Here is a 19,836-nt window from a genome sequence, read left to right as displayed (position 1 = left end):
ACTGGCGCTACCAACAAGCCCTACTCGCCAAGCTCGACGAAAAAGCCCCGTCGGTGTGTTTCCGGCGGGACTTTCTTCGTCGTAGGGAACTCAATCGAAACGAGTTACGTAAGGTACCAAGTTCTGCGTTTCAGGTGGCGACCGCGAAAGCGCGGTCGAACCGTCCGATCGGGGCAGAGAGCCCGCGGCGGAATACCGACCCATAATTCACGTTGAACAGATCACATGGGCTGTTATTCAACAACACGAAACATTACGTCAGGTGGCCGTCATCCAACTCCCCTTGCTGAACGGACGTGCTTCAGCCAAACGCTCGGCAACACGCTTGGCTCGCAAAGATTGCGTCAGAGGCAGATCTACCGCCAACCGCTCGTCGAGAACGACACCGTAGACTTTGTCCGCGGTGTCGCGGGTGACATCCTCGTTCCTCACGTCCGCTGCCACGCGATCGGGCTCCCGTTCAAGGGGGTCTCCAAAGCCAGCGGCGGCCGACCATCGAATTGCATAGCCGTCGTCACGGGTCTGAGCTATGCCAACCTGCTTCGGATGGATCGATTCCCACGTTCCGCTGAGTTCCCCGAGATCGTTCGGCATTTTTCCGGCAGCTATCAGTGTCTGCACGTCGGATCCCCGAACAAACCTGTAATTGTTAGGGGCTCCCGGTCCCCCGCCCGATAGACCGTGCGCCGTCGGGATGGCGCAACCTGACGCGGACGTCGCGTGTGTCAGGTTGTCTGTCTTATGGGCGACGAAAGCCCACTCCCCACCGTTCCCTCCGCGGTATTTTCCAGCTCCGCCCGAATCTGCGATTTCCTTACGATAGAGGTAAAGGATGGGCATGGCATGTTCCGCATGTTCAACGTTCGGCATGAACCCCTTCGCGTCGAACCAGAGTCCGCCGCTATCGACACCATCGCGGAAAGCAAAGGCGCCTAGGCCTGCACCCATGCAGTCAAGCATGAATCCGCCGAATTGTGCGCCTCGTTGGTCAAGGCCGGAGCAGGTGGCACCTGGCCACTGGGAGGCACCGCCCTGGGCCATTAACTGGCCTTTGAGAGACGGGCTTGTCATCATCATTTTCGCAAGGGCATTCTGCGTCTGCCCGATGATCAAGTGGACGCCGATCGCTCCGGCGAGACTGACGGCGGCTGGGTGAGATGCGCAAGTGAATGTCCCCGGATCGAGGTCGAATTCGACGTGACGCGCGATGCCACCGATTGAATAGAGCGAGTCTGGCAGGAAATATGCGTTAAGACACGAAAGCACCGCTCCGCGAAACGCGGCGTACGTCATGTTGATGGCGCCGACCTGTGGCGCTGTCCCGTCGTTGCGAAACACGAGCTTGTCGCCGTCTTTTGTGACCGTAACAACGGACTTGTACGTGCCGCGATCGCCGGTCTTGGCAACCTCGAGGTAGTTCACTGATGTCCACGAGCCATCGACACAGGTTCGAAGCCGCTCCAGAAAGCGCTTCTCACCGTCATCGGAGATCTTACGCATCACCCCCTTAACGACGTCAGCTCCGTAACGTTCGAGGAGTTCGATGAGTCGGCGCCGAGCAACAGTGTTTCCGGCAACGACGGCTCGAAGGTCTAGCCGCACGAGGTCCGGCAGTCGCGAGCGTCGGACAAACTGCTCCTCGATATCTCTCCTAACTACCCCTCTTTCGACGAGTTTTGTTGGCGGTGTCGGCGTGGGCTCCTGGAAGACGTCGTCGGCATCTGGGCAGAAGCTGCCAGGCGTTGAGCCTCCGACGTCTGCCAGATGGAGCATGTTCCCCACCCAGCAGAAGATCTTGCCTTCCCAGAAGACTGGACAAATCATCGCCGTGTCTTGCTGATGCGTCGTACCCACCCATGGATCGTTTGCCATGAACATGTCGCCGTCGTTGATACCAGGGTTCTCTCCCCGGTTCTCAAGCGTCCACTTGACGTTCACATCGAGCATCCCCGCGTGGAACTGGAGATAAGGACCGAAGTAGACGAACTCGCCATCTTCGGTGAGGATCGACGGGTTGAAGTCGTGGGTGAAGGCTGCGATCGGTGATCCGGAGACTCGAACGATCGTGTCACCGTGTTCCTCGTTGATGTTCCACAGGTTGTACCTGATGACCTCGAATGTTATGGGGTCGACTGTTTCCGAGGCGGATGTGTGGAGTTTGACGGCGTCGGGGATATCCAGCTTGCGATTGGGAATATACGAGTTCGTCACCCCATCCCAGACTGTCCCTCTCGCAATAATCGGCATTAGTTTCGCTCCTTTTGCTGGATCTCAATGATGATATTGCCGTACCCGTCAACAGTGGCGGTCTGGTTAGGGTGCACGACGATGGTCGTGAATTCTTGATCGATGATGACCGGACCGATGAGCGTCTGACCCGGTTCTACATCCTTACCGCGGAACACAGGAGTCGATAGCCGTCGCTTTTCGGTGGTCCAATAGACATCCCGGTTAGATGTCGGCGTTACCAAATGGGCAGTGCCGGTCGTATCGCGTTTAGTGAGAATCGGCTTGGGAGTCACGCCGATGGCTTCAACACGAACATCGTTGATCTGCACGCCAGCTTGTCGAAAACCGGACCCCTCTCCATACAATCGTGCATAGCGAGCCTCGAAAGCATCGATAAGCAGACTCATATCGTCGGTCTCGAGCTTCCCAGCGGGTACGGTCACTTCCACTTGGTGAACCTGATAGCCGTACTGCATAGCGGCAGAGCGGCGAAGCTCTGTCTGCGATTCCGCGAATCCCTGCGCCTGTAAATCGATGCGCGCCTCCTCTTCCAACGCCTCGAAAGCTGCATTGAGCGCGCCTGGTTCGAACGGCTCATAGGTGACCTGGGTGTGCTCGAAAATGCGAACGACGTTCGAAGCTCCGACACCGAGCGCCGACCATGCCCCCGCGGCGTCGCCTAACGGTACGATCACTTGACGGATTCCGAGCTCACGAGCGATTACTGCAGCATGTAGTGGTCCGGCTCCCCCGTATGCGAACATCACAAAATCCCGCGGGTCGTATCCGCGTTGCACAGTCATGCGACGCACGAGATCAGCCATCTGGAACTCTGAGATGGTGACGACGCCGGACGCGGCCTCTTCCAAGGACATCTCCAGTTGGCCAGCAAGTTCTCCAATCGATCGTACGCTTGCTTCTTGGTCCATCGGCATGGCTCCCCCGAGAAGGTAGGACGGGTTCAGATAGCCCAAGACGACGTTGGCATCCGTCACTGTCGCCTCAGTCCCTCCGCGTCCGTAAGCCGCCGGGCCAGGAGAAGCGCCCGCACTCCGCGGTCCGACCCGGAGCGCGCCACTTCCTTCATCGATCCAGGCGACACTTCCACCGCCGCTACCAATCGACTGTACTTCCACGACTGGAACGTTGTACTGGTAATGACCGATCGAGGTGCTCGTCGACTTGATGGGCGCGCCGTCGACAATGAGTCCAACGTCGAAGGAGGTGCCCCCCATATCGGCGGCGATCACGTTGGGAATGCCTAGGATTTCCGCGAGGAATCGGACACCCTCCAAGCCTCCCACTGGCCCGGACCCGACAGTAAGAAGTGGGGCCTCCTCGGCTTCGTTCACGGGAGCAAGACCGCCAGTCGACTGCATGATGAGGAAGGGCCGGTCGTAACCCCGTTCGTCGAGTTGGCTGGATACAGATTTCAGATAGCTTTTGGTGACCGGGCCGACGTAGCTGTTGATCGCGCCTGCCACTGTTCGCTCATACTCGCCCCATTTAGACACGAGTCGATGGGCTGCCGTGACAAACACATGTGGTGCGATCTCCGCAACTAGTCGAGCCACTGTGTCCTCGTGTTCAGGATGCATGAACGACCAGAGGAAGGAGACACAGATTGCGTCGACGCCCTCATCGACCAACGATTGGATTGCCTCACGCGCATGCTCCTCATTGAGCGGCAGAATCACGTCTCCGGCGAAGTCGACTCGTTCATCGACTTCCCGAATGAGTGCCCGAGGAATCAGCGGGGTAGGTTTGTTGGACGCTGCCAAATCGAGCATCTCCTCGACTGGTACCCCAACGGTCCGACCGGTGCCGCGCATCATCAGAATTACATCGCGATGTCCGCGAGTGGTGATCAGCCCGACCTTCGCGCCGTTCCGCTCCACCACCACGTTGGTTGCGACAGTAGTTCCGTGCAAGAGCCTGTCTGTGCCGGCAAGTAGGTCCTCGGGCGTGATTCCCGCTGCTCGGGCGGCCGACGCCAAGCTATCAAAGAATCCTCTGGCGCGATCGTCCGGCGTTGTGGGCGCCTTGCCCGTGAAAAGCTTGCCTGCGCTGTCGACCACAGCGCAGTCCGTAAAGGTGCCGCCTATGTCGACGCCGCTGATGAATCCCATTTTTTCGCTCCTTAGGCTTTCTCTTGGATGGAAATATCAAGCACGGGCGGCTCGTCTAGTTTGTTGATCTCGGTGTCGAAGAGGCCACCACAGTTTGGGCAGATGAATTCGCGGAAGACCATGTTGGTGTCGATATACCGTCGCGGGTCTTCAAAAAGCCGCCCGATCTCTTCGATCGGACGTTCGCGATGCAGGCAGAGGCTCTTATAGTCCGTAGTGGCAGGCCCAAGTACATGGCGGCATCGATCACAGACAAACTCCACACCGGAGCCCGTGTCCTGGACTGATAAATTCTCTAGTAATTGCATTACTATTGCTCCTTCTTGATACTTCGATCGCTTCAGATGAAGCCCGTGCGATAAACCCAAGAGTTTTACCGAACGGGGATTCCCGGGCGGAAGAGCTCGGAATCGTGACTGGTTGCAGTTCCACGCGCCGAAATACCACTACGACGCAATGCGTTTATAAATGACATTTGGAAATGATGGCCTGACGCGGTCTCACGCTATTCCGAACCTTTTTTGTTCGATTTTGACGACCGAGATCGTATTTCCCTTGAAAAGACGCCTGAACGTGGCGGACTGGAACCATTGGACGAAGACCTCACTGTCATCTACCGACCGGACGGTCTAACTCTAGATAGGGGACATGGAAGTGTCAATGGATCAAATTCATGGTGTCTCTGTGGGATAGCTGACGAATTAGTCGGAATCGCTATCCATATAACTGCCGTGATTAGAGGCCCGGCCGGCTTGCTAAGGGCGGTGAATTGATATCCATCGCGCGACGTGCGCAGTTGGGAACCAGCCCAAAGCACTTCGATAGGCTCAAGGAAAGAGCCCCATTTGACCGAGTATTGTGACGTTGGATAGAAAACGCCCAGCTTGTCATGGCCGCTGACAGAAACGATCGGCGATCATTCACGATCCGTGGCTACGCCGCGTCCACACCTTCACCGGCGACCGCTCCAGCCCGACGCAGGCTCACCAAATCCATCAACGGCTAACTTAGAGAATCCCGCTAGTGGACGGCGGCAAACATGATGCTCTCCTCGTTGGCATCGTTCGCGTCAAACTCTGCGACGATGCTGCCATTTCGGGCAACAATCACCCGGTCTGACAAAGCAAGAATCTCCGGGAGGTAGGACGAAATAACGACAACGGCCACGCCATCATCAGCAAGACCCCGGATGATCGCGTGGATCTCCGCAATTGCCCCCACATCCACTCCGCGTGTGGGCTCATCGATAATCACTACATTGGGTCGTACTGTCAGTCCTTTGGCGAGAACGACCTTTTGCTGGTTTCCACCGCTGAGTTCAACCAGCTTCGCCTTGGCCGGATTGAGCGTCCGGATGGCAAACCGCTCTACGAAGCGCTTTCCAACGGTTCTCCGCTCACGAGGAGTTGCCAGCACTGGCAGGCGACTCTGCGCGCTGATATGCCCGAGGTGAATGTTTTCTACGATCGACATATGGCTGAAGAATCCCGAAGCCTTCCGGTCCTCCGTAACGTAGACGATGCCGTCCCGACGCGCCTGCCGAGGCGTTCGATATCGGATGGGCCTGCCGTCGAGCCTGATCTGTCCCCCACCGAGACGGCGGCGTTTGCTGATTCCAGCGACAATCATCGCAACCTCGCTCCGTCCCGCCCCGACAAGTCCAGCGATGCCGAGAATCTGACCCGCGTAGACCGAGAATGACATGTTGCGCACCATCGGCAGGAGCGTGACGTTGTCCACCTCCAAGGACGGAATCGGCGCAGCGCCACGGCCTGCTGGATGACGCATGTACTCCACGTCTCGACCCACCATCATCCTGACGATCGACTCGCGGTCGAGTTCCGCGGTCGGACGGGTCGCCTGAACAACTCCGTCTCGAAGGACCGTTACCCGATCAGAAATGGCAAGGGCCTCCTCAAGGTTGTGGGTAATGAAAATGATGGCCACACCGCGTTGCTTTGCCTGCTCCATGGAGAGAAAGAGCTGAACCTTCTCTTCCGGGGTCACGGATGCCGTTGGCTCATCAAGGATCAGAAGTTTCGCCTGGCGGTGGATTCCGCGGGCTATCTCGACCATCTGCTTCTGAGCTGCACCGAGCGACCCGACCACGGCCTCTGGCCTGATATGAAAGTTGTGCGCAACCAGCAGGCCGCGCGCGGCGATATTCAGCGGCGACATCCGGTTGAACAATTTCTCGTTTCCGAGGAACAGGTTCTGCGCGACCGTCATCGTCTCCACGAGGGACGTCTCCTGATATACCATCGTCACACCTGCAGCGGATGCCTCCACTGGCGCCGAATAGATCCGCGAGACACCGTCGAAGAGAAGAGTCCCCTGATCGTGCTTCGTGACGCCGGCGATGATTTTGGCCAGCGTGGACTTGCCAGCGCCATTCTCTCCGAGGAGAGCATGAACCTCGCCAGCTTGAACCTCAAAATCTACCCCTCGAACCGCATAGTCCTGGCCATAGATCTTGCTGATCCCGGTGAGCTGAAGTACCGGCACCGTGTCCATCGTCGATTCCTGCCCAGCGGTGCCAGCAGGTGAAAGAGGTGTGGGTGGGTTGAGAATTATCATAACTACAGCTCTCCCAGTTCAAGTAGGTTTCGTGCGCCGCGAGCGGCAACGATCAAGCGGGAGCCGACCTCGACGATCCCAGTGATCCCGTGTCTCGTCCCACCGACCCTGGAGTGGAGGCTCCGCTGGACACGTCCGTCGCGTCCAAGCAGAAACACCAGCCCATAGCTGCGCGCTGGTGCCCACGGCTTGAGAATTCCGAGCACGCGCAGCTGGCCAAGCTGCATGGGCTCCCGGTAGAGATTCTCCTGACGAAGCCGAGGAACTGGCCATTCTCCCTCAGCGACGTCGGCCGCCAGGTCCTGGCACAGGCCAGGCTCGTCCAAGACCAGTTCGGTTGCCCGATTCCTGACAAACGGCGCAGCCACCCACCATCCCTCCCGACCGGAGCGAATCCGGCCGGGGTAGAACGGGAGATTGCGCAGCACCACGGTTGGCGGTGCCTGCGGGGCGGACAGGTTGCGCCGCTCGATCCGGTAGGTGAACGACAGCGAAACGAGCAGAGAGCCGTCGTCGTCAAACGCCACCCCAGAAGGCCAACCGAGGCCCTCGGCTACCGAACGTGCCCCCCGCGAATCAATTTGAACGAGGGAACCCGTTCGATCCCCGTCCAGGAGCGAGCGCGCCCAGCCGGACGCACTGCGCACTCTGGAACCGATGCTGACGATGATTTGCCCGGGGATTCGAACCGAGATGTCGGTCACACACTTCCGGACGAGTTCATCAGTGCAGTACTCGTGCACGGTGCCGTCAGCGTTGATCTGGACGAGTCCGCGACCATCGACGGCCGCGATGATGACGTCGTCCATCCGGGCCATTGAGCTAACGGGCCCGCCTAGATCCGCCACGCGGCTCGCAGATTCCCCATTGAGCCGCCACACGCTGCTCCCCGACGAGAAATGGACCTGTCCGTCCGCGAGCGCCACTACGTCATCGGGCTCAAAACCTTCGGCGAGAAGCAGAGGGGTGGCACTGTCCAAGAGGTCATTAGCTCGCAGCCCCGCGTCCATGGGAGGAACGGAGGAGCGCACCACAGAGGCCGGACTGATGAATTCAAGAATATTGCGCAACGTGCGGTTCACTTCTCGGCCTCCGAGAAGGACGTGCGAGCCTGCTGGGTCATCGGCACCCGTCGGGTATCGATGCTTCCCCGATCTTCAGGGTCCAGTTCCAGACGACCGAGGCGGTTGTTTTGAACACCACTGAGGTAAAGGGAGCCTTCGTGCTCGTTGATCGACGTCACCATCGGATAGTTCTCCAGCGTTTCGTCCCACAGAACCTTGAGGACCTGGCCACTGTCGGTGAACTTCAACACGCATGACACGTTCAACTGCGGCACGAACCACTCATCGACAGGAAGTTCCTTTGTCATGCGTCGACGCATGGCCGGGTACTTCATCAGGAGGTCGGAGACGGGGGTGCGCATGGCGACGAAGGACATCCAGTAATTGCCGTCCGATGCACGGTTCATGTTGTCGGGGTAGCCGGGCAGATCCTCCAGGACCGGCTCCAATTGACCCTTTTTCGGTCCAGAAATCCACAACCGGTCCACTCTGAAGAGGCCGGTACTGGCGACAAGTATCGACTGGCCGTCATGGCTCGTGCAGACGCCGTTTGGAGACACGTAGTTCTTGATGACGACCTCGGTGCTGCCATCCGGGTTGATCCGGATCAGTCGACCATTGGGACGACACTCGACGAATTCGAGCATGTACTCGGCGGCACTTGTCCGGGATGAGAACTCCGAGACGTAGATGGATCCGTCTGGTGCGACGTCGAGGTCATCGGCAAATCGGATCGCCGAGTCATCGTGCAGCGAGAATCGACTGCGTTTGACCTGGTTCGCTACTAACTCGGTCGTGCCATCCGCCAGAATTCGCTGCACGCCCATCCCGCCGACAGCCACGAGAAGATTCCCGTTCAGGTCCCATGCGTGGCCGAGCGGCAGCCCTCCGGTTCGCGCGAAGACCTTGCCCTCTGCATGATCAGGACCCTCAAACCGCCAGATCCAGCCCCGCCGGTCTCCGCAATAGAGATGGCCACCATCGTCGATGGCGCAATCCTCCGCTCCTTCGATGAGTCCGAGCCCAATCGGCGGAGCATCCGTCAATCGCCCGTTCACCGTCCACAGCGTGTCGAGAACTGTCACGTCGATGAGAGGACCGACCGCTGTCATTCCCGGGTCGAGCGATAGTTTTGCCGCGAAACGCTCCCGATAGGTTCCCCATTTGAGATCGAGCACGGCAAAGAATAGGAGAACGATTGCCAACAGGGTCGCGAAGTAGCCATTGTCCATCCGAAGCACGATCGTCGCCTGCTGAATGATCGTCACGACGAACATTCCCACAGCCGCGCGAATGACAGATCCTCGACCCCCGCTGAGGCTTACGCCACCGAGGACCACTGCGGTGAGCACGATGATCTCGAAGCCCAGGCCAACGCCCGAGTCAGCGCGGCCGAATCGCGCCGAGGCGAGGAGACCTGCAAATCCCGCTAGCGCTCCCGAGAGTATGTAGGCGCTGAACACCGAGCGCTCGACATTGATTCCATTTCTCCGGGCCGACCGCCGATCGGAGCCAACCGACGTCAAATGCCAACCCCACCTTGATCTGGTGAGGGAGAGATGCGCAATGACAAGAATGATGATGAATAAAGCTGTCGGCGTTGGTATCCCCACAATGGTGCCTTGGCCGAGAAAGTACCAGATGTCGCTCGTGGACGGAACGACAAGCCTGGAAGAATATGTTTCCTCCAACCATTTCGCCACCCCCCGGAACGCAATGAGAGTTACGAGGGTTGTGATGAACGGGCGGGTCTTGATCTTGGCGATCAGAAAGCCGTTTATTGCGCCGAATGCGGCCCCGATAACGGGGGCCAGCACCACGACCAGCAGCATTGGAACGCCGTAAACTCGATCCAAGATGAGCGTACTGAGGGCGGTCACGCCGAGGATCGATCCGATGGAGAGATCAATACCTCCTGCAACCAGAACAACCGTGAGGCCGATCGCGAGGAGGCCCTTTGTGGCCACCTCCTCCAAAATCGAACCTCCGTCGTTGATGCCGAGGGGTACCATCACCACAATTGCCACGCTCAAAATCATTGCGAGCGATAGTGGGACCGCCGCCTCCATCCAAGGTTTCCCGAAGAGGTCAGAGATTGCTCGGGACGGAGCCAGCCTTCCCATCCAACCTCGACCAGTTAGTGAGAATGCGTCAATTGGGCGGGATCGCCGGGGCGTGATCGCCATCAGATCAGGACCCGAAGTAGCAGGCGAACGTAACCTGGCTCATGTTGGTCTTATCGATGACAACGTAAGGCACATAGGCGACACTTCTCTGCGATCCGGGCGCATTGCCCAATTCGAACAGTTGCTGCACTGCGAGGAGCGCGCCGGTTCCGATGCCTGACTGGTCATAGGCGATCGAGGCGCGGATCAGGCCGTCCGAGATTCCTTCGCAACCATCCGAGGATGAATCAATGGCGTAGACGCCAACCTGGTCCTTGGCAACCCGGCCTTCGTCCTCGGCAGTCTTAACCGCGTTGCCGGCCGGCAGGGCGACTACATCCCATGGCACCATCAGCGCACAGAGGTCAGCACCATGCCGCTCGATCATGGTCGCAGCCTGCTGACTCGCAAGATCTGCCTGCCACTTCGAGTCGGTCGTATCGACGATCTCAAGCCCCTGCTCCTCTGCCGCGGTTTTGACACCCTCTTCGTAAAGAACGTTCCACGGGTCGGTTGCCGGACCGTTAATGAGGGCGATCTGGTTCTTACCGTCGGCCTTGCAGTCAACGGCGGCCTTATTCGTGATTTCCTCAGCCATGCTGACCAGGTCTGCTCCGATGAAGACGTCGCCAGACTGGTTCGAGGTCATGTTCAGGACGACAACGTAGATCCCTGCGGCCTGGGCCTCTTTGATCTGCTGCGTGAGCACATTGAGGTCAGGGTTGTGAAGAATCAGCGCATCGGCCTTTTTCGACTTGATGAGATCGTCAATGATCCGCACCATTTGGTCGGTGTCGAAGTTTGAGTCGTACACGGTGAAGGTCGAACCCAGCGATTCGAAGCCGCGTTGCAGCTGGACGCCCCACTCAGTGGTGATCTTGTAGCCCTTGTACAGCAACGGTATGAAAGCGATGCGCTTGTCTTTCATCGTGTCGTGCACGAGCTGGCGAACCTCGAGCGGCTGAACGACTTCAGGAACACCGCCGGTTAAACTCACGGTTCCTCCGGCGGCTGCGTTACCAGGGGCTGCATCCGGCCGTCCACTCGTGCAACCCGTGAGGACGAGAGCCAAGAGCGCAATCATGGCCACTGTCTTTATTTTCATTCTTCTTCCTTACTGCTCAATTGATGAATTGTTTGATGAAACATCGACCCATTACCTGGCTATCCCTGTGATCAAAGGTCACCGCTTTTGGCAGTCTCTTCGTCACGAGGATGAAGCCAGGCATCGAGCACAATGGCGACGACCAAGGTGAGTGCGTTCGCGAGGTCTTGCAAAGCAGGGCTGAGGCTGTTGAGGGTCAAGAGGTTCACGATCAGGCTTATGAAAATTGTGCCCGCGGCAACGCCCAGCAGGCTCCCTCGGCCGCCGGACAGCGAGACTCCACCGATCACCACCGCGGTTAGCGCTGCAAAAAGCAGGGGGCTGAACGCCGCTCCGGTAGTGGTCACGCTTCCCTCACGGGCCATGATCAAGAATCCGGCGAAAGCCGAAAGTAGCGCGGCGATCAGATAGCTGCCGATCTGTACGCGGCGCATCGGACCACCCATCTGCCAGGCGGTGTCCGGATTGTCGCCTATTGCCCGGATCAACCGGCCAAAGGACGTATAGGACCAGCAGAACCAGCTGAGCGCGATGACGACAAGCAGGCAGAATACTGCCGTGGGGATGCCTAAGACGGACCCCATTCCGAGCCGTCGAAGAAACGCATCGGGCGCAACGGAGTAGAGATTGCTTTGAAGCAGACCGACCTTGATTCCACCGAGCAGGAGCTGCCCAGTGCCCAACGTCGCCAGCAATGCGGGCACACCGACGACAGCGACGAGAAACCCATTGACCAGCCCAAGAATAAGGGCCACGCCCAAGGCCGCCCCCACCGCAGCAAGTTCCGACCACCCTCTAGACATCAATTCCAGCGTGACCTGGCCGGCAACGAGGGCCATCGCGCCTACGGAGAGATCGACCCCACGTCCCAGCACAACGAATGCCTGAGCAATGGCGACAACTCCGATTGCCGCTGAGAATCGAAGCACCACGGAAAGATTTCCCGTGGTGAGGAAGCCCTGCGTGGTGAGCCCTCCAAGGATCAACATGGCGACAATCAGCCCGATGACCAGCGTGCCCTGATCCAGTGCCTCAAGGCGGGAGCGCACCGTGGTTCGGGTAAGGCGCCGTTCGAGCAGGGCGGTCATGATGCACCAACGGTGGGCTCGTCGGTGCCTGAAATGCGGGCGCCTCCTGGATATTGAGAGGGATGCGACCAACTCAGCCGAGCCGTACCAAGTTCCGCCCCACGACGGCACTCACCCTGAAAAGGGGCCTGAAATTGGCTGCTTGAAACCATGGGACGATGACCTCACTGTCACTCTACCGACCGGACGGTCTAATAGTAGGGACCACCCCTAGAACTGTCAACGATTTCTTCTTCGCAGAAGATCGGCCAGAGGAATCGACGAACGTCGACCTTTGCCCATTGGAAAGTAACCACAAGGGTGAAAAAACACGCCTGGGCTGCGGCGCGCTGCTACGATGCTTGGAACCCAAAGCATTTGCATGGACGTAAACGTATATTCGGGCGACCAGGTTCCGGATCAATCGGCGGGAGTACATAGAAGTGACCACCTCTGTGATCGTAAATGGCGCACGCACGCCGATCGGCAAGCTGCTCGGTTCGCTCGCATCCCTCACCGCGCCGCAGCTCGGCGGGATGGCGGTGCGTGCTGCCTTAGAACGCGCGGGCGTCCCTGCGGACTCAATTGACGCAACCATCTTCGGGAATGTCGTTCAGGCAGGCGTTGGCCCCAACCCTGCGCGGCTGGCGGCATTTAACGGCGGGGTTCCAATGTCAGTTCCGGCCACCACTGTCAATAAGCAGTGTCTCTCCGGGATGACGGCGATCGCACAGGTTGACCTCGCCATTCGCGCCGGGTACCTCACCACGGCACTCGCCGGCGGCACGGAATCGATGTCAAATGCGCCGCACCTCCTACGTGGCGCCCGCTCTGGCTTCAAGTACGGGCCCAGCAGCCTTGAAGACGCGCTGGATCGTGACGCGCTCATCTGTGGTTTCGAAGATGAGATTATGGGCGCTGCCACCGAACGTCAGCAGGCTCCGTTCAACCTGACGCGTGAGGAGCAGGACGCATTCGCAGCGTCCTCACACTCGAAGGCTTCCGCTGCGATCGCTGCTGGCCGGTTCGCCGAGGAAATCACACCGGTGACGGTCAGTAGCCGAAAAGGCAATGTAGTCGTCGACACAGATGAGGGGGTGCGATCGGGCACCACGACGGAAACTCTGGGACACCTCAGGCCGGCGTTCTCGCGTGAGGGAACGATCACCGCGGGGTCTGCGTCGCAATTGTCGGACGGGGCAGCGGCCCTTATCATCATGAGCAAGGAGGAGGCCAAGCGACGTGGCCTCGAATGGCTGGCTGAAATTGTGAGCTATGGCACCGTCGCGGGCCCCGATGCCTCGCTGTTGCTGCAGCCTGCTGGTGCAATCAACAATGCCCTCAGTCGTTCCGGCACTCTTACGGTCAAAGACCTTGACCTCGTAGAGATCAACGAGGCATTCGCCAGCGTCGCTTTGCTGTCTAGTCGTCAACTCGGTCTCGACCTCGACCGCGTGAACCCGAATGGCGGCGCAATTGCCCTTGGCCATCCGGTCGGGATGAGCGGCGCTCGCCTTGTACTCACGCTCGCGCTTGAACTGCGCAGGCGTGGCGGCGGCATCGGTGCTGCTGCTCTTTGTGGCGGTGGCGGCCAAGGCGACGCAATGATCATTCGCGTACCCTGACCATCAGGCTCGGTTTACGCCTGGATCACGCTGTCCGGCACCATCCGCAGCGTCAGTCCTACCGGGGACGACTTCCACATTGGAGTACCGGCTATCGCGCCCGACCACGTACGGTACGCCGGTCCGGAGCTTGGGCAGTTTGAAACCGGTGCGGGGATGATCGGGAAGTCGGCCAGAGCACGCCGTGCCCCGCGTTATTGACGAGCGTGTCGATCCGACCGAACGAAACGCGGGTCGCGTCCACGCTTGCGCGGATTTTATCCTCATTCCTGAGGTCGATCTCGACGACCATCATCCGCGCGGGATCGAACGCGCTGACGTCGAATGAGATGGGATCCCGCACGGCGGCGACCACGCTGTGACCGGCCGCGTGAGTGGCCACGACGCCCTTACCCAAGTCGGCACTTTCGCTCTCTCGCACGAAGTGCTAGCGTCGTACTCGACCGACTAGTCGGTCGCAACCATTCGGAGCAGCCATGAACGATGAAGTTTCAGCAATCCGCCAAGTCGCGCAGTCGATCGCACACCAGATCGGGGCCCAGGACCGGCATCACCTGGGCACGATCTCAGACCGCGATGCCGCGCGGTTTCACCTGACGATTCAAGGCGCCGTGCCGGGCCCCGATCGGGAACAGGCGGGGACGCATCCGCTCATGCCGAGCGCAGTGCTGGCGTGGGGCGATGGGCCGCCGGAGGACGAGCTGATCGCAGACGGCAACGTCAAAGACATCTTCGGAGGCGTCGAATTGGGCGGTCTCCGGCTCATGGGCGGCGGCCAGGATCTAGTGTTTCACCAGCCGGTCGCGCCCGGGACTGAGCTCTGGATGGATGTGCAGGTCGAGGACATCCAGCTCAAGCAGGGCCGCTCCGGTGAATTCATCACGCTGCGGCTCCTACGCGAGTTCCGCGATGCCGCCGGCACAACCTACACGACCTGCCACGAAACCTTCCTGGCCAGATAGGAATCCGATGACAGACACACTGACTGCCGGGCAGTCGATCCAAGAACTGCGTGCCGAGCCAACGGCTATCAGCCTCTTCCGCTTCAGCGCGGTTACCTGGAACCCGCACCGCATCCACTACGACGCAGCCTATGCCGCGACGGAGGGCTATACCGGCGCGCTCGTGCAGTCCCACTTGCACGGCGCGTTCATCCTCGAGTGTGTCCTGCGATGGGCTCCACCCGGCGCTCGACTCGCCTCATTCTCCTGGCAGAACCGCGGCCCCGCGATCGCCGGAACCAAGCTGACCGTCCGCGGGTCGATCGAATCCATCGAAGGCAGCCTCATGACGTGCGTGCTCGATGAGACCGACGAAAGTGACACGGTCTGCGCCACAGGACGCGCCACCCTCGAACTGACGAAAGGACCAACATCGTGACCATCACCCCAACCACGGAGCCGACCATCGCGGTCGATCAGGGCCTCGAGCTGTACCGGAGCATGTTCCGCATCCGACGCTTTGAGACCACCGCCGGCGAACTCTTCGCCGGCGGTAAACTGCCCGGGTTCATCCATCTCTCCCTCGGCCAAGAGGCCGTCGCGACGGGCGTGTGCAGTGCTCTCGACGACCACGACACCGTGTCGACGACGCACCGTGGTCACGGTCACTGCCTCGCCAAGGGCGGGGATCTGCAACAGATGATGGCCGAATTATATGGCAAGGAAGGTGGCGTGACGCGCGGCCGGGCCGGGTCCATGCACGCTTCTGACAGCTCCGTCGGTATCCTCGGTGCGAACGGGATCGTCGGCGGTGGCATTCCGATGGCTGTCGGCTCGGCGCTCGCGGCGCAGCTGGATGGCAAGAGCCGCGTCTCGGTCGCATTCTTCGGGGACGGCGCCGTGGGCGAAGGGGTCTTCACCGAGTCGGTAAACCTCGCGACGCTCTGGAAGCTACCAATGATCTTCGTCTGCGAGAACAACGGCTACGCCGAGCTGACGCCGACGGCCGTCCACCTCGCCAACACCAGGATCATCGAGCTCGCCCGCCCGTATGGCATCGCCGTGGAGGCAGTTGACGGTAACGACGTGCTCGCCGTGCTCGCCGCGGCGACGCGAGCGGTCGAGCGGGGGCGGCGCGGCGAAGGCCCGACCCTGCTTGAGATGGACACCACCCGCTGGCATGGGCACTTCGAGGGAGACCCACAGCGCTACCGCTCGAAGGAAGAACTCCGGGCGATGACCGACCGGGACCCCGTCGCTACTTGGCGCACGGGTCTGATCGAACTCGGTGTGGATGCCGAGAGCCTCGACGCCATCGAGGCGGAGGTGGCCGCCGAGGTGCAGGCCGCCGTGGAAGTAGTGGAGCTGATGGCCCCGAGTCGCGCCGACGAATTGCTGCGCGACGTCTATCCGGAAGGGAACCGCGCATGACCGCGCTCAAGTACTGGCAGGCTGTCAACACCGCGATGCGGGAGGAGATGGAGCGCGACCCCAAGGTGATCCTCTTCGGCGAGGACGTCGCTGCGCCCGGCGGTTCGTTCGGCGCCTCGAAGGGGCTCCTGGATGCATTCGGACCCGAGCGGGTGCGTGACACGCCGATCAGTGAGGCGACGATCGTCGGCACGGCCCTCGGCGCCGCGATGACCGGGTACCGACCCATCGTCGAGATCATGTTCTTCGACTTTGTGGCCGTGGCGATGGATCAGATAGTCAACCAGGCCGCCAAGGTCTCCTACATGTCTGCGGGCGGATACGCTGCGCCCATGGTCATCCGCACCATCTGCGCCGCCGGTCGCCGTACCGGCCCACAGCACTCGCAGAACCTGGAGGCATTGTTCGCCCACATCCCAGGGCTCAAGGTTGTCTGGGGCTCGACTCCGGCCGACGTGCGGGGACTGCTCAAGGCAGCCATCCGCGACGACGGCCCGGTGCTCGCCATCGAGAGCCTCGTCGAGTGGTCGAGCCGCGGCGAGGTTGACGAGGCCGAAGACATCGTGCCCATCGGCTCGGCGGCCGTGCGCACGCAGGGCGACGACATTACGGTCCTCTCCTGGGGCGGCGCGGCGCCCAAGACCGTGCGTGCCCTCGAGGAACTCGGTGATGTCAGCGTCGAGCTCATCGACCTCCGCACAATCAGCCCGTGGGATCGCGACACCGTGCTCGCCTCGGTCGAGAAGACCGGACGCCTGCTTATCGTGCACGATGCGGTCGTCGATTTCGGCGTCGGTGCCGAGATCGCCGCGACCGTGGGCAGGGAACTCTTTGGACGCCTGCGGTCCCCGATCGAGCGGCTCGGTGCGTTACGCGCACCCGCGCCGTTTGCCCCGCATCTCGAGGATGCCTACCTTCCCCAGCCCAGCGATATCGCTGCCGCGGTCCGTGACCTCGTCCGACCGTCCGACAACACGTAAGGAGAACCTGATGATTGATGTATCGATCCCCCAGTGGGGGCTCACGATGGACGATGCCGTGCTGGAACAGTGGTTTAAAAAGGTCGGCGACACCGTCAGCAAGGGTGAATCGCTCGCTGACATCGAAACCGACAAGATCACCTCCGAGCTCGAGGCGCCCGCGTCGGGAGTTATCGCCGAATTGCTCGTCGGCGACGGCGACACCGTGACCCAGGGGCAGATCGTTGCGCGAATCGACGAAAGCTGAACCACCACGGTGCCCCCGGGAACGCTGGACTGCTCACGGGGGCACCGAGGCCCTAAGATGGGGATGAATTTGGCTCGGAATAGAGCCGTGGCGCAGGAGGAAAAGCACGTGGACAAGCAACCGATTCCGCCCACGAGACAGCGTGAGATCACCGATGTCGCGGCGCGCCTATTTGATGAGCGGGGTTTTGCGGGCGCCTCGATGACAGATATCGCCGATGCGCTCGGCATCAAGAAGCCGACGCTCTACCACTACGTTCAGAGCAAGGCGCAGATCGTGGGCTGGATCCACGAGGAATGCGTCCGAGCCATCCATCCCTCGTTGACGCGGTATATCGCCGACGGCCTGCCATCGACCGAGATTCTTTTTCTCGTCGCTCGCGACATCCTCGCCCTGCTCGTGGACAAGCCGGGGTACTTGCGCGTGTACTTCGAGAACCACCGGGATCTCGCCTCGGCCGAACAGACGCGCATCGTCGCGATGCGGGATGACTACTTCGGCAAGGTCAAAATCGTGTTGCAGAACGGGCAAGAGACGGGTGACTTCAGAGTCGAGGACGTGGACATCGCGGCCCTCGCCTACTTCGGCATGTGCAACTGGGCCTACCAGTGGTACGACCCGCAGGGGCGCGTGTCGACCGAAGATCTAGCGCTCCAGCTCTGGCGCATCTACATCAAGGGTGTCGGTGTTCGCCCAGACGCCGAGGCGCTGAGGATTCCAGCGAGCTACGGACGCATCGTTCCCTAGCTTCGCGACGGGTGTCGGCGACCGGATCGGCACCGATTTTTTGAGGGGCGTCGACGGCCCCGATCCGGTCCATGCTTGCCGTCGGCGGTGAGCACACCGTGGTAGCCGGGGTGGGAGAACGGACTTTGGAGCCCGTCCGCAGCGCCCGGGACCGGATAGCGATCCGGTCGAATTCCGGATCGCCGGGAACACATCCGGGCTTGACCAGCGGTCGATCATGATGTTAGGTAGTCATGAACCGACTAGTCGGTCGAGACAATTTTTTGAAGTTCAAAGAGGAGCTTTTTCTATGATTCGGTCACGGAAATTTGCCATAACGGCATTGGCCGTCCTTGGCGTCACCGCACTAGCCGGTTGTGCCCAGCCAGCCGACACCGGCGATGGTGGGGATGGCGACAAGGCGACATTCAAATTCGCAGTCGTCGCCGAAGAGACCGGCAACTACGCCGGGTACGGTACGCAGCTTGTCGCGGGCGTCAAGGCCGCCGTCAAGGATATCAATGCCGCGGGCGACTATAACTTTACGCTCGAGCCGGTCATCTACGATTGCCAGAGCGACCAGGCGATCTGCGTGCAGAAGACCCGTCAGGCGATCACGTCGGATGAACTGCCGGTCGTCATGGGCCCGATCGTGAGCGTCAACATCGTTCCTTCGGCCGAGGTCACCAACCGGGCGGGCGTCCCCCACCTGGTGATGGCGGTGCTCCCGGCGCTCACGGCGGACTACGACAACACCTTCCGCTGGGGCACGCAGAACGACCGCAGCAACCAGACGGTCGTCGACTACGTGGAGGCGAATCTCAAGCCCGGTGAGGACGTCGCAATCGTAAATGCCACGACGGACTTCGGCAAGGGCGGCGCGGTCATCCAGACCGAACAGCTCGCCGACATCGGTGTTACGCCGGCACTGACGATCGGGCACGACCCAGACCAGGCTGACTACACCCCGGTGATCACGCAGCTTAAGGAGCTCAACCCGCGTTACGTGCTGTTAAGCGACTCGAATCCGGCCGACGTAGCGAAGCTGCTGCGCCAGGCTAAGGAACTCGGTCTCGAATCGGAATGGATCGGCGCGGACGCGTCTGGCTCCATCGACCTCGCGGGTGCAGCTGCGATCGGCTACAAGACGGTTTCGCCGTGGTACCCAACCGAGGAGGCCAACTCCGCTTCGCTCGCCGAGAAACTGCAGGCCCAAGGCATTGAGATTCCGGGATGGATCGCCGCCATGGCATACGACGCCACTCTAGGCCTCGCCGAGGCTGTCGCGACTGGTGGAACGACGTCGGAGGAAATTTGGAGTGGGCTCGAGGGCCTCTCTGACTTCGACGGCCTCGCGCGTGGTGACTGGGACTTCTCCAAGGACCACATGGGCCTGAAGTCCTCCACCATCGCGACCTGGAACGGCACTGGCTACGAGTCGGTGTGGCCGAACTAGCCCCGATCCTGCACCGGGTCGCGGCCCTGGCCGCGGCCCTTAGAACTGGAGCCAGGTGGGCTGCCGTACCGCGGTGCGGCAGCCCACCGAAGGG

At 60.5% G+C, this 19,836-nt stretch carries 17 protein-coding genes; 8 read left to right on the top strand and 9 right to left on the bottom strand.

The window, feature by feature from the left end; translation table 11 throughout:
- Positions 1–258: 258 nt before the first annotated feature.
- The 8 genes from CJ028_RS12335 to CJ028_RS12300 all read right to left on the bottom strand — a co-directional run bounded on the left by CJ028_RS12335 (position 259) and on the right by CJ028_RS12300 (position 12,357).
- Positions 259–2,247: a hydantoinase B/oxoprolinase family protein gene (locus CJ028_RS12335; RefSeq protein WP_105035526.1), complete on the bottom strand. Its 1,989-nt coding sequence runs from the start codon at positions 2,245–2,247 to the stop codon at positions 259–261.
- Entirely contained in the window at positions 2,247–4,358 is a 2,112-nt protein-coding gene (locus tag CJ028_RS12330; RefSeq protein WP_105035525.1) for a hydantoinase/oxoprolinase family protein, read from the bottom strand. The genes CJ028_RS12335 and CJ028_RS12330 overlap by 1 nt, the downstream gene beginning before the upstream one ends.
- Before the next feature lie 11 nt (positions 4,359–4,369).
- Positions 4,370–4,666, bottom strand: a complete 297-nt coding sequence (locus CJ028_RS12325) for an acetone carboxylase subunit gamma (protein ID WP_105035524.1) — start codon at positions 4,664–4,666, stop codon at positions 4,370–4,372.
- A 712-nt stretch (positions 4,667–5,378) separates the two neighbouring features.
- The gene (locus CJ028_RS12320) at positions 5,379–6,872 is read right to left on the bottom strand and encodes a sugar ABC transporter ATP-binding protein (protein ID WP_105035523.1); all 1,494 of its coding nucleotides are present in this window, start codon (positions 6,870–6,872) and stop codon (positions 5,379–5,381) included.
- A 65-nt stretch (positions 6,873–6,937) separates the two neighbouring features.
- On the bottom strand, positions 6,938–7,744 hold the full coding sequence (locus CJ028_RS12315) for a hypothetical protein (protein WP_105035522.1): 807 nt from the start codon (positions 7,742–7,744) through the stop codon (positions 6,938–6,940).
- Positions 7,745–8,013: 269 nt separating this feature from the next.
- Positions 8,014–10,026: an ABC transporter permease gene (locus tag CJ028_RS12310; protein WP_161498976.1), complete on the bottom strand. Its 2,013-nt coding sequence runs from the start codon at positions 10,024–10,026 to the stop codon at positions 8,014–8,016.
- A gap of 163 nt (positions 10,027–10,189) precedes the next feature.
- The gene (locus tag CJ028_RS12305; protein WP_105035520.1) at positions 10,190–11,269 is read right to left on the bottom strand and encodes a sugar ABC transporter substrate-binding protein; all 1,080 of its coding nucleotides are present in this window, start codon (positions 11,267–11,269) and stop codon (positions 10,190–10,192) included.
- A 71-nt stretch (positions 11,270–11,340) separates the two neighbouring features.
- Positions 11,341–12,357: an ABC transporter permease gene (locus CJ028_RS12300; RefSeq protein WP_105035519.1), complete on the bottom strand. Its 1,017-nt coding sequence runs from the start codon at positions 12,355–12,357 to the stop codon at positions 11,341–11,343.
- Between the two features lie 422 nt (positions 12,358–12,779).
- Between CJ028_RS12300 and CJ028_RS12295 the strand changes: the two genes are divergently transcribed.
- Complete coding sequence (locus tag CJ028_RS12295; RefSeq protein WP_105035518.1) at positions 12,780–13,961, top strand: acetyl-CoA C-acyltransferase; 1,182 nt, start codon at positions 12,780–12,782, stop codon at positions 13,959–13,961.
- A gap of 91 nt (positions 13,962–14,052) precedes the next feature.
- On the opposite strand, the gene CJ028_RS12290 is transcribed toward CJ028_RS12295, so the two are convergent.
- Positions 14,053–14,358: an SDR family NAD(P)-dependent oxidoreductase gene (locus tag CJ028_RS12290; RefSeq protein ID WP_105035517.1), complete on the bottom strand. Its 306-nt coding sequence runs from the start codon at positions 14,356–14,358 to the stop codon at positions 14,053–14,055.
- 79 nt (positions 14,359–14,437) lie between these two features.
- Between CJ028_RS12290 and CJ028_RS12285 the strand changes: the two genes are divergently transcribed.
- The 7 genes from CJ028_RS12285 to CJ028_RS12255 all read left to right on the top strand — a co-directional run bounded on the left by CJ028_RS12285 (position 14,438) and on the right by CJ028_RS12255 (position 19,742).
- Complete coding sequence (locus CJ028_RS12285; protein ID WP_105035516.1) at positions 14,438–14,923, top strand: FAS1-like dehydratase domain-containing protein; 486 nt, start codon at positions 14,438–14,440, stop codon at positions 14,921–14,923.
- 7 nt (positions 14,924–14,930) lie between these two features.
- Complete coding sequence (locus CJ028_RS12280; RefSeq protein WP_105035515.1) at positions 14,931–15,341, top strand: hotdog family protein; 411 nt, start codon at positions 14,931–14,933, stop codon at positions 15,339–15,341.
- The gene (locus CJ028_RS12275) at positions 15,338–16,333 is read left to right on the top strand and encodes a thiamine pyrophosphate-dependent dehydrogenase E1 component subunit alpha (protein WP_240607228.1); all 996 of its coding nucleotides are present in this window, start codon (positions 15,338–15,340) and stop codon (positions 16,331–16,333) included. Before CJ028_RS12280 ends, CJ028_RS12275 begins: the two co-directional genes overlap by 4 nt.
- The gene (locus CJ028_RS12270; protein WP_105035514.1) at positions 16,330–17,313 is read left to right on the top strand and encodes an alpha-ketoacid dehydrogenase subunit beta; all 984 of its coding nucleotides are present in this window, start codon (positions 16,330–16,332) and stop codon (positions 17,311–17,313) included. The genes CJ028_RS12275 and CJ028_RS12270 overlap by 4 nt, the downstream gene beginning before the upstream one ends.
- Positions 17,314–17,323: 10 nt before the next feature.
- Positions 17,324–17,560 carry a biotin/lipoyl-containing protein gene (locus CJ028_RS12265; protein WP_105035513.1) on the top strand — a complete coding sequence of 79 codons (237 nt, stop codon included), beginning with the start codon at positions 17,324–17,326 and terminating at the stop codon, positions 17,558–17,560.
- Between the two features lie 108 nt (positions 17,561–17,668).
- Positions 17,669–18,307, top strand: coding sequence for a TetR/AcrR family transcriptional regulator (locus CJ028_RS12260; protein ID WP_205684026.1), 639 nt, complete (start codon positions 17,669–17,671; stop codon positions 18,305–18,307).
- 289 nt (positions 18,308–18,596) lie between these two features.
- Positions 18,597–19,742, top strand: coding sequence for an ABC transporter substrate-binding protein (locus CJ028_RS12255; RefSeq protein ID WP_161498975.1), 1,146 nt, complete (start codon positions 18,597–18,599; stop codon positions 19,740–19,742).
- Positions 19,743–19,836: the final 94 nt, after the last annotated feature.

It is taken from the genome of Cryobacterium aureum, assembly GCF_002954245.1.
Lineage (GTDB): Bacteria > Actinomycetota > Actinomycetes > Actinomycetales > Microbacteriaceae > Cryobacterium > Cryobacterium aureum.
This window is presented reverse-complemented; position numbering and strand designations above follow the sequence as displayed.

Excerpts from the sequence above, each read along its gene's own strand:
- CJ028_RS12330 (WP_105035525.1), bottom strand. The coding sequence starts at position 4,358 with ATGGGATTCATCAGCGGCGTCGACATAGGCGGCACCTTTACGGACTGC.
- CJ028_RS12265 (WP_105035513.1), top strand. The coding sequence starts at position 17,324 with ATGATTGATGTATCGATCCCCCAGTGGGGGCTCACGATGGACGATGCC.
- CJ028_RS12270 (WP_105035514.1), top strand. The coding sequence starts at position 16,330 with ATGACCGCGCTCAAGTACTGGCAGGCTGTCAACACCGCGATGCGGGAG.
- CJ028_RS12285 (WP_105035516.1), top strand. The coding sequence starts at position 14,438 with ATGAACGATGAAGTTTCAGCAATCCGCCAAGTCGCGCAGTCGATCGCA.
- CJ028_RS12255 (WP_161498975.1), top strand. The coding sequence starts at position 18,597 with ATGATTCGGTCACGGAAATTTGCCATAACGGCATTGGCCGTCCTTGGC.
- CJ028_RS12300 (WP_105035519.1), bottom strand. The coding sequence starts at position 12,357 with ATGACCGCCCTGCTCGAACGGCGCCTTACCCGAACCACGGTGCGCTCC.
- CJ028_RS12315 (WP_105035522.1), bottom strand. The coding sequence starts at position 7,744 with ATGGACGACGTCATCATCGCGGCCGTCGATGGTCGCGGACTCGTCCAG.
- CJ028_RS12320 (WP_105035523.1), bottom strand. The coding sequence starts at position 6,872 with ATGGACACGGTGCCGGTACTTCAGCTCACCGGGATCAGCAAGATCTAT.
- CJ028_RS12335 (WP_105035526.1), bottom strand. The coding sequence starts at position 2,247 with ATGCCGATTATTGCGAGAGGGACAGTCTGGGATGGGGTGACGAACTCG.
- CJ028_RS12325 (WP_105035524.1), bottom strand. The coding sequence starts at position 4,666 with ATGCAATTACTAGAGAATTTATCAGTCCAGGACACGGGCTCCGGTGTG.
- CJ028_RS12305 (WP_105035520.1), bottom strand. The coding sequence starts at position 11,269 with ATGAAAATAAAGACAGTGGCCATGATTGCGCTCTTGGCTCTCGTCCTC.
- CJ028_RS12280 (WP_105035515.1), top strand. The coding sequence starts at position 14,931 with ATGACAGACACACTGACTGCCGGGCAGTCGATCCAAGAACTGCGTGCC.